Below are 12,874 nucleotides of genomic sequence, written 5' to 3'. Positions count from 1 at the left end.
GCGAGAACGGGGCGAATCATATCCGGCCCCTCCAGGCGTGTCAACGTAAAAACAAATGTTACGGCGCGATTGCGCAACCCTTGGTCAAATCACGCGCCGGCATGCCGCTGAGCGTCCAGGCGCGCCAGGGGATCCTGACGGTAAAACTGCGTAAAGCAGCGATAGAGTTCGGGGAAGCGTTCGTTTAACAGCTCGGTGGAGCTGAAAAAATACTCGGACAAGACCGCAAAGCATTCGGCCGGATCGCTGGCGGCGTAGGCATCCATGCTGGCGGCGTCTTCGCCGACCAGGTCAACCTCATCCTGCAAATCCTCCATGGCCGCGTGCAGCAGCGTTTCCCAGCGCGCCACGTCCCTGATGGAAATCAGCGGCACGCCGTTAACCACCCCGGCGTTACGCGCGTCCAGCTTATGGGCGGTCTCGTGGATAATCAGGTTAAAACCGCTGAGATCGAACGAGTCCTGGATCTCCAGCCAATTAAGGACGATAGGGCCCTGATCCCAACTTTGCCCGGAGTGCACCGCTTCGCCGCGATGCACCAGGCCATACTCATCCTGCCATTCGTCATTCACCACGAACGGCGCGGGATAGATAACCACTTCATGAAAACCGTCCAGCCACTCAATGCCCAGCCCCAAGACCGGCAGGGCAAACATCAGGGCGATACGTGCCTCCATCGCGTCATCCAGGGTCAGGCCCTGCAAGGGGACTAATTTCTTCTGCTGGAGAAACTTACCGGCCAGCATTACCAGAGCGTGCCGCTCCGCGGCGCAGAGGGGTGAAAATAACGGGATCGCCAGCGCCTCTTGCCATAAGGCAAGGGTTGCAGCGGATGGCGTAGAACTTTTCCATGGCCATTTTATCATCGTGTTGCTCGATAAGTCGTCACTTGAATCGCCAGGCGAGGTTTAGGACTATTAAAATGCCGTAAAACAGGGCATGATAGCAACCGCTAAAAAGGAGAGATGCCGGAGCGGCTGAACGGGACGGTCTCGAAAACCGTTGAAGGAGCGATCCTTCCCAGGGTTCAAATCCCTGTCTCTCCGCCACTATTCAAACAGTTATCCCCCTGCCGGTCTGTGACTGGCGCCACGCTGGCCACCACACCCCAAAAAAAAACGCACCGATAACCCTGATGGCATCCCATAGGCAGCGGCAGGGGTTGATGATAACCTAGCCCGGTCCGGTCTTATCCGTATTCCCGCTTACATCGCAATATCAAACGGTTAGCTATATGAAGAAAAAGAATAGCCGTGGGAGAGAGTGTCATGTTGTTTAATCTTCCCGGTAAGACGCTGACGCGCATGGCGTCGCTGATGTCGCTTAGCCTGGCTCTGGTGATGGTGGTCGTAAAAATCTGGGCGTGGACGCTGACGGGGTCCATGGCGCTGTTGACGTCGGCCGCGGACGGTTTGGTCGACGTTCTGGCCTCGGTGGTTACGCTGATTGGCGTCTTTTACGCCCAACGTCCCGCTGACAAAGGCCATCGCTACGGGCACGGCAAGTCCGAGGCCGTGGCGGCGTTTGTGCAGGCGCTGCTGCTGGGCGGCGCCGGGCTGGTGCTGGGCATGGAATCCATGCAGCGCCTGTTCCACCCGCAGCCGCTGATGCAGCACGGGCTGGGCATTTGGGTTATCATCGGCAGCACCCTGTGCACCGCCGTGCTGGTTTCAATGCAAACCTTTGTCGTCAGGCAAACGGCCTCCACGGCCATCGCCGCCGATCGCGCGCATTACGTTACCGATATCGCGGTAAACCTGGCGGTGCTGTGCGCCCTGGTGCTTGACAGCGCCTTCGGCTGGACCCGATCGGACGCTATCGGCGCCCTGGCCATTTCCTGCTATATGATCTGGAACGCGCGCGGCATGGTCGTTACCGCCCTGCGGCAACTGCTGGACCAGGAGCTTGGCGCTGAGGATCGCCGGCGTATCCGCGACGCCGCCCTGGGCTGCGAGGGGGTGCGCGGGGTGCATGATATCCGCACCCGCAACGGCGGCGATCGGGTTTTCGTCGAACTGCATGTCGAGGTGGACGGCCAACTGTCGGTAGATGTGGGCCATGAAATCGGCGACGCGGCGGAAGCGGCGGTCAGGAAACTGTTTCCCGCGGCGGAGGTACTGGCGCATCTTGAACCGGCCGGGATCGTCGACGAGCGTCTTGACGATCTGGTAAAATAACGCGCGCGCCAAGGGCGGATAAAAAAAACACCCACCGAAAAAAACTGTGGGTGCCCAACATCACATATGCCGGCTCTGGAGCGAGCGGACGGTTAAAAAATAACATTGCCGGTCGTCGGCTTCCAATGAGAACGGCTAATCGCAGCGTTATCAATATTCATATAAATTATATGTTTACAACTCCTTGCATCCTTAACCCTTTATTTGCATTGCAGGCGTTGCATAATGGGCGTCCAGAGCAGGCACCCTGCAGTTGCGATCAATTATTAATGGATGGTAAGGATTCTGTTATAGCCGGCTAAAGATGCGTAAATGCACTTGCGAATTCATCCGTTTAGGTCTGTTATGAGAGCATCGGCGACTTTTTTTAAGCATGTGTTTTTAAGCGGGAAGGTTAAAGGTACCTTATGAAAAAATTATTGAGCCTTGTGTTATCGCTTAGCCTCCTGGCGCCGGTGGCGGGTTTTGCCGCTCCCGGCTGGCACGACGGGGGTCACGGCGGCCATGGATGGGGCGGACGGGGACCCGGTTGGGGTGGTCCGCACCGCGGCGCAAGATTTGATTTCCTGCCCGGCGTGGCGGCAACGGTGCTGGTCGCCGGCCTGACGTATTATGTGCTTGACGGTATCTACTACCAGCGGCAGGAAAATCAATATGTGGTGGTCGACGCGCCGCCGCAGCCGCAGGTGTATGCCTCCGGCGGCATGAGCGGCAATATGACGGTGCTTGACCTCAATGGTGAACGCTTTTACGTGAACCAGGGGCATTATTACCGTCGTAGTATCAACGGCCAGTATTTGGAAGTGCCGCGTCCGGCCGGCTTATAAGCCTGGACCGCGCGCCGGTTCGCAAACCGGCGGTTGCACCTGTCGCCACAATGCCCGCTTCGGCGGGCATTGTGCTGTCTGGGGCCCGGTACGTTATCGCCGGTGCGCGCAGGCGGACCGGCAGAAGCGGGCTTCTCCGGCGTATTCCGGCTGGAGACCTGCGCCCGGAGCGTTTATATTATCTCCCAGCCGGTATCAATACGGTGCGCCCGCACCGGGCGATAAACCGCGTTTGGGCGGCGTTTTTTTGCAGACTGCATTTTTGCCAGGGGATCGTTATGCCACAAGATATCGCCGGACAGTTGATTCAACGCTTTTACCGCTACCTGGCGGTGACCAGCCAAAGCCATGCCGCGGCGACCACGTTGCCCAGCACGCCGGGACAGCAACAGCTGGCGGATATGCTGGCGCAGGAGCTGCGCGTTTTAGGCCTGGAGGATATCCAGGTCGATGACCGCGCCACCGTCACCGCGTTGAAACGCGGCAACACGCCGGCTGCGCCGCGCATCGGATTTATCGCCCATCTGGATACGGTGGATGTCGGCCTGTCGCCGGAGATCCATCCACAGCTGCTGCGTTTCACCGGCGAAGATATCTGCCTGAACGCCGGGCGGGATATTTGGCTGCGCGTGGCCGAACATCCCGAGATCATGCCCTATCGCGGCCAGGATATTATTTTCAGCGATGGTACCAGCGTGCTCGGCGCCGATAATAAAGCCGCCGTCACCGCCATCATGACCATGCTGGAAAACCTGGACGCGGATACGCCCCACGGCGATATTGTCGTTGCCTTCGTCCCGGACGAAGAAATCGGCTTGCGCGGCGCCAAAGCGCTGGATCCGGCCCGTTTCGCCGTGGATTTCGCCTACACCATCGATTGCTGTGAGCTGGGTGAAGTGGTCTATGAAAATTTTAATGCCGCCAGCGCGGCGGTGACCCTGACCGGGGTGACCGCGCACCCGATGTCGGCGAAAAATGTGCTGGTGAATCCGATTTTAATGGCGCAGGAGTTCATCAGTCATTTTGACCGGCGGGAAACACCGGAAAATACCGAGGGCCGGGAAGGCTATTTCTGGTTTAACGATATGGCGGCGAATGCGCGCCAGGCGCGGCTGAATATTTCGATCCGCGATTTTGACCGGGATCGTTTTTTAGCACGCAAGCAGCGTATCGGCGAGGTGGCGGAAGAAATTGCCCGGCGTTATCCAACGGGAAAGGTCGAGTTCAAGATAACCGATATCTACAGTAATATCAGCAACGCCATCGGCGACGATCGTCGCGCCATCGATTTGCTGTTCGCCGGTCTGAAGGAACTGGGCATCGCGCCGAAAGTGACGCCGATGCGGGGCGGCACCGACGGCGCAGCCCTATCCGCCCGGGGGCTGTTAACGCCCAACTATTTTACCGGCGCGCACAATTTTCACTCGCAATTTGAATTTCTGCCGGTCAGCGCCTTTGTCGCCAGTTATGAACTGACACGCAAGCTGTGCCTGTTGGCCGTGCGAGCCTAGTGGCAGCGCTTTGTGGCGGCGCGCGCAAAACGCGCGCCACGCTGCTGGGTCTGCTGGCAATCGTGCTGTGGAGCACCCTGGCCGGCTTAATCCGCAGCCTGAGCGAGCAGTTCGGCCCCACCGGCGGTGCGGCCATGATCTACACCGTCAGCGCCGTATTCCTGCTGGCGCTGGCGGCGCGTCCGCGTGTTGCCGGCTTTAGGCTTAAGTATATGCTCACCGCCGGACTGCTGTTTGCCAGCTATGAGATCTGCTCCTCCCTGTCGCTCGGCTACGCCGCCAGCCGGGAACAATCGATTGAGGTGGGCATGATTAACTATCTCTGGCCCAGCCTGACCGTACTGCTGGCGATGATGATGAACGGCGCAAAGGGCGGTGCCGGTGTTTATACCGGCCTGCTGCTGGCGCTGACGGGTATCGTCTGGCTGATGTGCGGCGACGGCGGATGGACGCCCCGGCATATGCTGGATAATGTATTATCCAATCCGCTAAGCTATGGCCTGGCGCTGGGCGGCGCACTGATCTGGGCGGTCTACTGCAATGTTACCCGTCGGTTTGCCGGCGGACAACATGGCGTTACGCTGTTTTTTATCCTGACCGCGCTGCTGCTATGGGTGAAATACTTGTTCAGCAACGAACCGGGACTGGTGTTCAGCGGCGCGAGCGTCGTCGCCCTGCTGGTGACCGGCGCGGTGATGGGTATCGCCTATGCGTCCTGGAATATCGGCATCATCAACGGCAATATGACCCTGCTGGCCGCCTGTTCCTATTTTACCCCGGTGCTGTCCTCGCTGTTTGCCGCCACGCTGCTCCATATCCACCTGACCGGTAGGTTCTGGCAGGGCGTGGCGCTGGTGTGCTGCGGCTCGCTGCTCTGCTGGCTGACAACCCGCGAACGCCCTGTCGCGGCACAGGCCCCACGCGCCGAGAGGTGATCATCTCTAATGTGATGTACGTCACATGATCCTTTCATGCTGTCAGCGCCAAATGGTGATTTGCATCACAAATATTATGTGACGAAGATCACATTTAGCCTGAAGGAATACGTCGTATCATTCAAAAATGAAATATTGGTTCATTTTTTAAGGCATGGCGTTTCTTATGGGTGCGGTATGAAAATCAAACAAAGCTTAGATAAAATTCCCGGCGGGTTAATGTTGGTTCCCCTGTTCATCGGGGCGATTATCAATACCTTCTACCCGCACGCGGGCGCGTATTTTGGATCATTTACGAACGGCATCCTGAAAGGCACGGTGCCCATTCTGGGGGTCTGGTTCTTTTGCATGGGCGCCACCATTCAATTACGCGCATCCGGCGTCGTGTTGAAAAAATCCGGTACCCTGGTGGCGGTTAAAACCCTCACTGCCTGGGTGGTGGCGCTGGTTGCCTCACGCTTCCTGCCGCTGGACGGCGTGCAAAGCGGCTTTTTTACCGGCATTTCCGCCCTGGTGCTGGCCGCGTCGATGAACATGACCAACGGCGGGCTCTATGCCTCGCTGATGCAGCAATACGGCAGTAAAGAAGATTCAGCCGCCTTTGTGCTGATGTCCATCGAATCCGGTCCGCTGTTGACGATGATTATCCTCGGGTCCGCCGGCGTGGCATCGTTTGAACCCAGGCTATTCCTGGGCGCGGTGCTGCCGTTCATTCTCGGGTTCATCCTGGGCAATCTGGATGATGAGCTGCGCGCGTTTTTTGGCCGCGCGGTGCCGGCGCTGATTCCCTTTTTTGCCTTCTCGCTGGGCAGCGCCATTGATTTATCGGTGATCCGCGATACCGGACTGCTGGGGATCCTGCTGGGCGTGGGCGTTATTATCGTCACCGGCATTCCCTTGATCCTGGCTGATAAATTTATTGGCGGCGGCGACGGCACCGCCGGGATTGCCGCTTCCAGCTCGGCCGGCGCGGCGGCGGCCACGCCGTTTTTAATCGCCGAGATGAATCCGGTATTTAAAAGCCAGGTGGCGTCGGCCACGGCGCTGGTGGCCACGGCGGTTATCGTCACCTCCGTGTTGGTGCCCATCCTCACCGCGCTGTGGGCCAAATGGGCCAGACGGGGACAAGATGGCGCCCATGCGCCCACCGTCTCTGCCGATTAGCGCCGCTCATGCGATCGTCAGCGCAACGCCGCCGGGCGTTGCACGCTCCCGCCATCTTTTGTTGACTATACTGGCTGTTGGCAATAACAATAAAAAGCCGATACATCATCCGCCGGCCAATGCGGCCGCGGGTGTCGGGCGCCTGCCCGAATGACACTGGGAGAGAAAATATGGCCAACGATCCGCTTTATGACGCGCTGCTCAAACGCATCGAGGCGCTGGAAGCCCGTGAAGAGTTGCTTACCGTCACGTCCCATGCCTATCAAGTGGTGATTACCACGATATTGGGCAATATCGATGCCGAAACCCGCGATCGTATCATCACCATGGTCGACGAGGCGCATGAGATTGCCTATTCCCAGGCAGTGAACCGCAGCGATAAACATCTCTCCGAAATTATCAAAGGTGCCGACGAAATCGTCCAGCGGATGTTTAACTACGCGCAGGGCGGCACGCAGCCGGACCATTGATCCCGCGTTTTTTGCCGGCCCGTCCCGTTTCCACCCAGCACGATCCCGGTTCCCCGCCGGGATCGTGCTTTCTTTCTTATACCCGCCGATGACGGTCTGATTTTTGCAAAGCCAGTCAGACGTATTAAGATAGCGCTGGCGGCGCTGGCCGGTTTATTTCAGGGTGGAACAGGGAAATTCATGAAGCGATATGCAGCAATACTGTTGATCATCGGGGCTCCGGTGGTTCTGACGCTGGCCGGGTGCGACCGACCCGCGCCGCCGGACGCCGCGCAGGCGTGGGTCGCCGAAGGGCGGACAATGGGAACCTTTTACCGCGTCACCCTGGCCGCGCCTCCGCCGGCGGCCCTAGAGGGATTAAAGGACAGCATCGCCCGGCAACTGGAGCAGGACAACCATGAATTGTCGACTTATCAACAGGACACGGTTTTGTCGCGTTTCAACCAGTACCGCTGCACCGATCCGCAGCCCATTACCGCCAATATGGCCGATATTGTCACCACCGCGCTGCGTATCGGGGTGAAAACCGGCGGCGCCATGGATATCACCGTCGGGCCGCTGGTGAATCTCTGGGGATTCGGTCCGGATAAACAGCCGCGGGCGTTGCCCGAACAGCAGGACATCGACAGTGCCCGCGCCCGGGTCGGGCTGCGCCACCTGAGGCTTATCGAAGATAGCCAGGGGCAATGGCTGCAAAAAGATCTGCCGGACCTGTATGTGGATTTGTCCACGCTGGGCGAGGGCGCCGCCACCGATCATCTCGCCGCGCTGCTGGAACGGCGCGGCATTACCCGCTATCTGGTCTCGGTGGGGGGCGCCGTGATCTCGCGCGGTCTTTCGCCGCAGGGAATACCGTGGCGCGTGGCGATCCAGCGGCCGACCGATCGGGAAATCGGCGCCCAGGCTATAGTCGATTTGCAGGGACACGGCATCAGTACGTCGGGCAGTTATCGCAATTACTATGAATTGCAGGGAAAACGGCTCTCGCATATCATCGACCCGGCGACCGGCAGGCCAATTGAACATAAGCTGGTGTCGGCCACGGTTATCGCGCCCACCGCCCTGGAAGCGGACGGCTGGGATACCGGACTGATGGTGCTGGGCACCGAAAAAGCCCAGGCGCTGGCCGAGCAGCAGGGTCTGGCGGTTTATCTTATCACCCGTTCCGCCGATGGTTTTACCGCCTGGATGTCGCCGCAGTTCAAGTCTTATATCATCGGTCAGGATGACGCCGCGACCGAGACCGGGCATAAATAATAACAGGAGGGAATATGAGCAAATACGTGATGCTGTCGCTGTTGATGTTAACCTTGCCGTGCGCGTCGTCTTCCGTTTGGGCTGACGACGCCATGCCCGGCATGAACATGGATCATGGGTCGGCGGCCGGGCTCAGTAAGTCCAGCCAGGACTATATGGCCGCCATGCAGGACATGCATAAGGATATGGCGGAAGGGGTGAAAGCCCAAGACCCCGACGTCGCTTTTGCCCGCGGTATGATTCCACACCACCGGGGCGCTATCGCCATGGCGGAGACCGAATTAAAATACGGTAAGGACCCCCGGATGCGGCAGATGGCGGAGAGGGTGATTAAAGCGCAAAAAGCCGAGATCGATACCATGAACAACTGGCTGAAGGATCATCCCGATAAAGCGCGGTAATCGTTCCTTCTTGCATTTAGCGTCCAGGTTTGATAACTCTAGGTGGCCCGGGTGTTATCGGGAAGTCTTTTGGTCAACCCCCTAAATCTGACAAGTAAGCGAGGTGTTTATGAGTAGAGGTAAGGACAAGTCAGCCAAGAAGAGACCGGAGAAGACACTGAAGGAAAAGCGCGCGGACAAGAAGAGCAAGAAAGGGCTCGAAATCTGACCCTGCATTTTTTTCGCGACGTAACCCGGCAATGGCCGGGTTTTTTTATCCAGGGCTCGCAGGGTTAACGTTTTTATACGCAATTGGTTATACTGTCCTCGGTGCTCACTAACGGGATATTTGAACCATGAACGATGATATTTTTGAATTTGATATTGATGCCGAATTGGCCAAGGCGCAGGAACATGCCGAACAAAAAGCCAAGGAAGTGCCGGAAGCCTTTTCGGCAGAGGACGATTGTGAAGGCTGTAAAATTTAAGCATTTTTGTCCACAGCGCCTGACATTATGCCAGGCGCCTTCCCCGGTATGCTGGAAAGATCGCCCGCGGCATAATAAATTGGATAACGACGGGCATTTTGCCTACGCCGGGCAGTGTCGTGGTGATGTGTGATTAGTGTTGCTGATATTTAAAGTCGCCTGTAGAGACAAATGATGATTTCAAAAAATAAAATCTTAGCAACTTCCAAGAAAAGAGGCAGAAAAAAGGAATGGTATATCAATGCGTTATGGGGCGTGGTAAAAAAGCCCGCCGAAAAAAGCGGGCAACATTACTTCTTAAGTTACACCAGGGAAATTAATCTTACTTATACATAGTACGCTAAACTTGGGGAATTACTATTTATTTCAGTCATGTTTTAGCGTGTAAGCGGAAATTAAAATTGAATAACGATATGCTTATTTGAATATCACATAATGAAGTGAATATTTAAAAGAGCAAAGACGTTGATTTAATTAGCATCATGCAGTCTCGCTAATGCCGTGATCCGCGTGTGGCGTGAATTAAATTAATTCATTTGTAATAACACTTTTATCCAGAAATAGACAGGCCCTCGTCCGGGCGATCCTTGACCTTCCTGCTTAATAACGCAGCGGCGGCGTTAATGGCAATATTAGCGAGCAATCGTTACGGCACGCCTGCGGCGTGATGCCAAAATATTTTTTGAACAACGTCGTGAACTGTGATTGGGAGTTAAAGCCATAATCGAGGGCGATGTCCATGATTCTGTTGTCGCTATTGCGCAGGCGATAGACGGCTTCCGTCAATTTGCGCTCGCGGATATAACGACCGACGGCAATGCCGGTGGTCGCGCGGAACACGCCCTGCATATGCCATACCGAATACCCTGACCGGGCGGCGAGCTCAGGCAAGGCGATATCCCGGTCCAGATGATCCTCGATCCACTGCGCAAGGGCGGCGACCAGAGGTTCATTCGGTTTCAGTTCGCGCATAATCATTCTTTTCCGCCCGGACGATGACCGGTTTAGCACAAAGACAATAACGGGTTTATGGCACAGCCAGCCACATGATGAGCAGGGTATCACCGCGCATGACTCATCACCCTGCGGCATAACGAAAGCCGGTGGCGGGCAAACCGGGGGCCGCATGCCAGCGGCCCCGCTGTTTGCCGCCAGCCGCGACTATACGTCGCCGTTATTATCTTCCTCCACCGCATCATAGATGCGCTGCATAATATCGGGGAAAGCGGATTGCACCCGGCTCCAGCTCGGGATAAAGGGTTTATCGTTCGGGCGTTCGATAAAGGCTTGTCCGGCGTCAAGGATGCATTGCATAAACAATTCCACCGCCGCCTCCTCGCTGTGCTGGTCGAATTTCAGTCCGTTCATGATGGCGTCATGATGATAAAACTCCAGGATGTCCAGCGCATTGCGGTAATAGGTAGCCTTGAGCACCCGGAAGGAGTCGCTGGTTAAATTGACGCCCATCGTGGCCAGCTTACGGTACAGGGACTGGATAATATCGTTGCTCATGCGCTTAAGGCCGCCGGAGCCATCCTCTTCCGCCAGGGGCTGGTGCTTGTGGTCATAATTATCGGCGATTTCCACCTGGCAAATATGATTTGGCGAGTAGTTGCGGTAAATCTCGGACAATAACCCAATCTCCAGCCCCCAATCCCCCGGGATTTTCATATCATGCATGACGCGGGTGCGCATGGCGAATTCGCCGGACAGGGGATAGCGGAAGCTGTTGAGATAATCCAGGTACGGGGATTGGCCGTAGACGTTTTCCAGCGAACGCAGCAGCGGCCCCACCAGTAAGCGCACGACGCGTCCGTTCATCTTGCCGTTGGCCACCCGGGCATAGAAGCCTTTACAGAATTCATAACTGAATTTGGGATGGACCACGGGATACAGCAGCCGGGCCAGCATGCCGCGATCGTAGGTGACGATATCGCAATCGTGCAGCGCCACCGCCAGCGTACGATCCGACGCCAGCGTATAGCCGGTGCAGAACCAGACGTTGCGTCCTTTTCCCGGTTCGGTGGGAGAAAGTCCTTCTTTTTCCAGCTCGGCGTCAATAGCCTTTAACCGCGGTCCGTCATTCCAAAGAATGCGGTGATGCTGAGGCAGCCGGGAAAAAAAATCCCGGGCAAAAAGGAATTGATCGCGGTCGGCGCGATCCAACCCGATAACGATTTCCTCCAGATAGGGCACTTTGGCCAATTCATCAACGATATGGGCCAGCGCCGGTCCTTCAAGCTCAGAAAACAGCGACGGCAGGATCAGACCCATTTTGCGCTTTTTGGCAAACCCCAGCAGCTCTGTTTCTAACTCCTCGACCTTGCGATCGGAGAGGTTGTGAAAATTGGCGATAATTCCATTTTGATGAAAATCACTCATGCGTTTTCTCCCCAAGCTTTTTTTTTCTTAAAATTGTTATCCGACTCTGATTAAGCCGAGGTAATAAAATAATCCATCCCTTCGCACCAGCCTTCCGGTCCATAGGCGTTGGTGCGATAAACATACCGCTGCTGCGGGCTGACGGTGACCGGCGTTTTCGTGTAACCCCGAATGATGACCGCATAGTCCACCGCGTCCAGCAGCGAAATATCGTTTGGCCCGTCGCCCAGGCCTATGGATTGCCACGGGCGGCCGTCCTGCTGACGATAGTGCTGCAAAAGCCGGCGCACCGCGGCGCCTTTGCTGCTGCCTTGCGACATCACGTGATAAAACCGTCCTCCCTGGGTCACCGCCAGGCCCTCCTTGGCCAGGAGGTCGGTAAAGTCGCGCAGCCGCTCGTCGCTTTCACGCCAGATAAAGGCCTCCGAGGCCTGCCGACGCTGCGCCAGCAGCGCGTCTTGGGCGGATAACCCGGTCCATTCGCCGACCAGCTTCTCATCAACGTCGCCGAAGCCGAAGAATTTGAAACCGTATTCCTGCCGCAGCCGTTCCATCGCCGCGCGTACCGCGGCATAGTCCTGTCCCATGATCCTGCCGGACAGTTCGCCGTCAAGCTGTAACAACGCGCCGTTTTCGGCAATAAATGGCGTTCCCGACAGCCCCATGCTCTCTTGCAGCGGCACAATCTCGGCGGTGGTCTTGCTTGAGCAAAACACCACGGGGATATGATGGGCCTTAAGCCTATCAAGCCAGGGCGCGGCAGGTTGCCAACTGTAGGTATGATGGTCGAGCAGCGACCCGTCCAAATCGGTTATGACCACTAACGGGTCGGTGAGACTTGGCATGTTTTTCCCGCCTTTTTGACAGTTGTGACAATGGGCTGACGTCATCTTATAAAACTGAGTATATACGATGGATTGCCGCGAAAGCGGCAAATGTTCGCCGGATTCGGGTCAAGCTAATCGTGCCGATGTGCTGTAAAGCAGCATTTTTCCTAAAGTATCATTAAGAATAATCCTAAAAAACAGCGCGTAATACCGGCTGGGCCAGCGTGGAAAAATTGGGCGCAAAATCTAATTATTTTTAATAATCATATGAAAATAAACAATTATTATCGGGGAGGTCAGGTGTTTTTCATCGTGATGACCCTTTTTGGCGCGGTTGTGGTGCGTAATGCGATAGAGTAGCAACCATTATGTTACTTGCCAAATTAAGTGATGCCGCTACTATGGGCGGGTAATTTGATTTCCTAGTGTAACGAACTTTAAAATTCCTTATGCACC

At 56.3% G+C, this 12,874-nt stretch carries 13 protein-coding genes and 1 tRNA gene; 10 read left to right on the top strand and 4 right to left on the bottom strand.

The annotated features are described in order from the left end of the window. Positions 1-89 precede the first annotated feature (89 nt). On the bottom strand, positions 90-866 hold the full coding sequence (gene mtfA, locus ACL2XQ_RS15660; RefSeq protein ID WP_410015440.1) for a DgsA anti-repressor MtfA: 777 nt from the start codon (positions 864-866) through the stop codon (positions 90-92). Between the two features lie 93 nt (positions 867-959). On the opposite strand from mtfA, the gene ACL2XQ_RS15655 reads away from it, so the two are divergent. The 10 genes from ACL2XQ_RS15655 to ACL2XQ_RS15610 all read left to right on the top strand — a co-directional run bounded on the left by ACL2XQ_RS15655 (position 960) and on the right by ACL2XQ_RS15610 (position 9,209). Continuing rightward, positions 960-1,049: transfer RNA gene (locus ACL2XQ_RS15655), tRNA-Ser, on the top strand. A 219-nt stretch (positions 1,050-1,268) separates the two neighbouring features. Then, on the top strand, positions 1,269-2,177 hold the full coding sequence (locus ACL2XQ_RS15650) for a cation diffusion facilitator family transporter (RefSeq protein ID WP_410015439.1): 909 nt from the start codon (positions 1,269-1,271) through the stop codon (positions 2,175-2,177). Positions 2,178-2,584: 407 nt separating this feature from the next. After that, positions 2,585-3,004 (top strand): DUF6515 family protein, encoded by a 420-nt coding sequence (locus tag ACL2XQ_RS15645; protein ID WP_410015438.1) that lies wholly within the window; start codon positions 2,585-2,587, stop codon positions 3,002-3,004. A gap of 278 nt (positions 3,005-3,282) precedes the next feature. Then, entirely contained in the window at positions 3,283-4,515 is a 1,233-nt protein-coding gene (gene pepT / locus ACL2XQ_RS15640; protein ID WP_413722602.1) for a peptidase T, read from the top strand. Then, positions 4,515-5,450, top strand: a complete 936-nt coding sequence (yddG, locus tag ACL2XQ_RS15635; RefSeq protein WP_413739402.1) for an aromatic amino acid DMT transporter YddG — start codon at positions 4,515-4,517, stop codon at positions 5,448-5,450. Before pepT ends, yddG begins: the two co-directional genes overlap by 1 nt. A gap of 177 nt (positions 5,451-5,627) precedes the next feature. After that, on the top strand, positions 5,628-6,614 hold the full coding sequence (kdgT, locus tag ACL2XQ_RS15630) for a 2-keto-3-deoxygluconate transporter (RefSeq protein ID WP_410015435.1): 987 nt from the start codon (positions 5,628-5,630) through the stop codon (positions 6,612-6,614). Between the two features lie 170 nt (positions 6,615-6,784). After that, positions 6,785-7,084 (top strand): hypothetical protein, encoded by a 300-nt coding sequence (locus tag ACL2XQ_RS15625; protein WP_410015434.1) that lies wholly within the window; start codon positions 6,785-6,787, stop codon positions 7,082-7,084. Between the two features lie 180 nt (positions 7,085-7,264). Next, a complete protein-coding gene (apbE, locus tag ACL2XQ_RS15620) occupies positions 7,265-8,341 on the top strand; it encodes an FAD:protein FMN transferase ApbE (protein WP_413728539.1) in 1,077 nt (358 codons plus the stop codon). A 14-nt stretch (positions 8,342-8,355) separates the two neighbouring features. Beyond that, entirely contained in the window at positions 8,356-8,742 is a 387-nt protein-coding gene (locus ACL2XQ_RS15615; protein ID WP_410015432.1) for a DUF305 domain-containing protein, read from the top strand. A 335-nt stretch (positions 8,743-9,077) separates the two neighbouring features. Further along, positions 9,078-9,209: a hypothetical protein gene (locus tag ACL2XQ_RS15610; protein ID WP_410015431.1), complete on the top strand. Its 132-nt coding sequence runs from the start codon at positions 9,078-9,080 to the stop codon at positions 9,207-9,209. 600 nt (positions 9,210-9,809) lie between these two features. Here the strand turns inward: ACL2XQ_RS15610 and ACL2XQ_RS15605 are convergent. From ACL2XQ_RS15605 to ACL2XQ_RS15595, 3 genes are all read right to left on the bottom strand, one after another. Continuing rightward, positions 9,810-10,181: a helix-turn-helix domain-containing protein gene (locus ACL2XQ_RS15605; RefSeq protein WP_410015430.1), complete on the bottom strand. Its 372-nt coding sequence runs from the start codon at positions 10,179-10,181 to the stop codon at positions 9,810-9,812. Between the two features lie 189 nt (positions 10,182-10,370). Beyond that, the gene (locus tag ACL2XQ_RS15600) at positions 10,371-11,591 is read right to left on the bottom strand and encodes a glycosyl transferase (protein ID WP_410015429.1); all 1,221 of its coding nucleotides are present in this window, start codon (positions 11,589-11,591) and stop codon (positions 10,371-10,373) included. Positions 11,592-11,641: 50 nt separating this feature from the next. Beyond that, positions 11,642-12,436, bottom strand: coding sequence for a mannosyl-3-phosphoglycerate phosphatase-related protein (locus ACL2XQ_RS15595; RefSeq protein ID WP_410015428.1), 795 nt, complete (start codon positions 12,434-12,436; stop codon positions 11,642-11,644). Positions 12,437-12,874 lie beyond the last annotated feature (438 nt).

This window comes from Sodalis sp. RH14 (assembly GCF_047324285.1).
GTDB lineage: Bacteria > Pseudomonadota > Gammaproteobacteria > Enterobacterales > Enterobacteriaceae > Acerihabitans.
This window is presented reverse-complemented; position numbering and strand designations above follow the sequence as displayed.